At 45.2% G+C, this 2,165-nt stretch carries 2 protein-coding genes and 7 tRNA genes; 1 reads left to right on the top strand and 8 read right to left on the bottom strand.

Going from position 1 to position 2,165, the window contains the following annotated elements:
* On the top strand, nt 1-973 hold a 973-nt coding region (locus DCC82_RS16490), incomplete at its 5' end, for an IS256 family transposase (protein ID WP_233253070.1).
* 123 nt (nt 974-1,096) lie between these two features.
* On the opposite strand, the gene DCC82_RS16485 is transcribed toward DCC82_RS16490, so the two are convergent.
* The 8 genes from DCC82_RS16485 to DCC82_RS16450 all read right to left on the bottom strand — a co-directional run bounded on the left by DCC82_RS16485 (nt 1,097) and on the right by DCC82_RS16450 (nt 2,156).
* Nucleotides 1,097-1,369 (bottom strand): hypothetical protein, encoded by a 273-nt coding sequence (locus DCC82_RS16485; protein ID WP_233253069.1) that lies wholly within the window; start codon nt 1,367-1,369, stop codon nt 1,097-1,099.
* A 133-nt stretch (nt 1,370-1,502) separates the two neighbouring features.
* A tRNA-Leu gene (locus DCC82_RS16480) sits at nt 1,503-1,585 on the bottom strand.
* A gap of 56 nt (nt 1,586-1,641) precedes the next feature.
* Nucleotides 1,642-1,727, bottom strand: a tRNA-Leu gene (locus tag DCC82_RS16475).
* An 11-nt stretch (nt 1,728-1,738) separates the two neighbouring features.
* Nucleotides 1,739-1,812 (bottom strand) — tRNA-Cys (locus DCC82_RS16470).
* A gap of 7 nt (nt 1,813-1,819) precedes the next feature.
* Nucleotides 1,820-1,891 (bottom strand) — tRNA-Gly (locus DCC82_RS16465).
* Between the two features lie 10 nt (nt 1,892-1,901).
* Nucleotides 1,902-1,976 (bottom strand) — tRNA-Gln (locus DCC82_RS16460).
* 16 nt (nt 1,977-1,992) lie between these two features.
* Nucleotides 1,993-2,065, bottom strand: a tRNA-His gene (locus tag DCC82_RS16455).
* Nucleotides 2,066-2,082: 17 nt separating this feature from the next.
* A tRNA-Trp gene (locus DCC82_RS16450) sits at nt 2,083-2,156 on the bottom strand.
* Nucleotides 2,157-2,165 lie beyond the last annotated feature (9 nt).

The raw sequence follows: 2,165 nt of genomic DNA, 5'->3' as shown, positions 1-2,165 counted from the left end.
AGGTCTTTTGGTCCCTAGAGACCGAAACGGAGAATTTCAAACCCAATTGTTCGCTCCTTACCAACGCCACACAGACTGGCTGGAGGAAGCCATCATTAGGATGTATCAAAGTGGCATGAGTACACGGGAAATTGGCAAGTTTATGGAACGAATTCTAGGAAATGCTTATTCTCCAGCGACGATCAGCCGTATTACCGATGTCGTGAAGGAAGACATCGAGAAATGGCACACTCGTCCACTGCACAAGCGTTATTCCGTCTTATATTTGGATGGTTTATACGTAAAACTTCGTCGCGAAACCGTGGAGAAAGAAGTCATTTATGTGGTGTTAGGGGTGAACGAAGAAGGATATCGCGAAATTCTTGATTTCTTTGTGGGAGGACAAGAAAGCGCCTATGTATGGCAGGAAATTCTTCAATACCTCTACCAAAGAGGCATCAAGGAAGTGCTTCTGGGCATATTTGATGGTCTTCCGGGGCTGGAGGAAGCTTTTCGGGCCGTTTATCCGAAAGCGGATGTGCAGCGTTGTGTCGTTCACAAAGTCCGCAGCACCCTAAATCGTGTTCGGAAAAAAGACCAATTCGAAATGGCGGAGGATCTGAAACTCATTTATCGTTCTCCGAATAAAGAAATCGCATTGGAGATGTTTCAACAGTTTCAATCCAAATGGTCTCGCGAGTACCCAAGGGAAGTCCAATCTTGGGCCAATGAGTTGGATGTCCTCCTTACATTTATGAATTATCCAAGCAGTATTCGAAGTGTGATTTACACGACCAATGCCATCGAACGAACGATCAAGGAGATTCGGAAACGCCTAAAGCCGATGAACAGTTTGAGCAGTTTAGAAGCCGCTGAAAAAATCGTGTATTTGACCATTCAAGATTTTAATGAGAAATGGGCAGGGCGAAAGTTGCGAGGATTTGCCGAAGCGCATGAAGCCCTCGAGCGAATGTTTGAAGAACGTTATCATTAACCAAATATTGCAAATAAACAAAATAAGGGGATTCTCCCTTTCCACACAAGAGACTGAATATTCAGTCTCTTGTGTGGAGGAAATATCCCCCTCTATTCTAAATCCATTTCAGAGATACCCTATCTATCTTACATTACACAAAATTCTTGACGGTACCTCTTGCTCTTTCAGCAATTTTATAAATGCGTTTAACTCGCTGCGATAATATTTAATCGTATGTTCCCTTAAATTCCTCAATTCGCAATCCTCAATAAATATCTCTAACAATTCCTCAAATGTGTATTCAATTTCTCCAATGTCGTCAGATATTAACAACAACTCTTCACGACTCAGCTCTCCTCTTCTTCCTCTCTTGCTCTTTCTCTGCAATTTTCTCTCATTTTCTATTTTTTTCATTTTCCATTTCACCTCACCGAACACGATTAGTCGCACACGATTTTTCTTACTCGAATCGTATTCGGTAAAAATAAAGAAAGGGTTCCCACATTCGTGAGAACCCTTGATCCTAAAGCCTTCTCCCTATTTTCGATGCCGATGGTGGGAGTCGAACCCACACGGGCAAAGCCCACACGATTTTGAGTCGTGCGCGTCTGCCAATTCCGCCACATCGGCGTAAAGACGTATATAATTTTACATTACAAATAATATAAAGTCAACTGTTTATTTCATGCCGAGGGCCGGACTCGAACCGGCACGGTAGTTACCTACCCCAGGATTTTAAGTCCTGTGCGTCTGCCAATTCCGCCACCCCGGCTCTGCCATATATGGAGGCGGCACCCGGATTCGAACCGGGGATAAAGGTTTTGCAGACCTCTGCCTTACCACTTGGCTATGCCGCCGCAGGGAAGCGGAAGACGGGACTCGAACCCGCGACCCCCACCTTGGCAAGGTGGTGTTCTACCACTGAACTACTTCCGCATCGTGATCATGGCTGGGGTAGCTGGATTCGAACCAACGCATCACGGAGTCAAAGTCCGTTGCCTTACCGCTTGGCTATACCCCAAAAAAATATAAGGAAGGGCGACTAGTGGGAATCGAACCCACGCATGCCAGAGCCACAATCTGGTGCGTTAACCACTTCGCCATAGTCGCCATACATATTTATTTTATGGCAGGGGCAGTAGGAATCGAACCCACACCGGAGGTTTTGGAGACCTCTGTTCTACCATTAAACTATGCCCCTAGTATAAAA

The sequence above is a fragment of the Geobacillus sp. LYN3 genome, from assembly GCF_003064505.1.
GTDB classification, from domain to species: domain Bacteria; phylum Bacillota; class Bacilli; order Bacillales; family Anoxybacillaceae; genus Parageobacillus_B; species Parageobacillus_B toebii.
This window is presented reverse-complemented; position numbering and strand designations above follow the sequence as displayed.

Bases quoted from the DNA above. Each gene is read 5' to 3' on its own strand.
- DCC82_RS16485 (WP_233253069.1), bottom strand. From the start codon at position 1,369: ATGAAAAAAATAGAAAATGAGAGAAAATTGCAGAGAAAGAGCAAGAGA.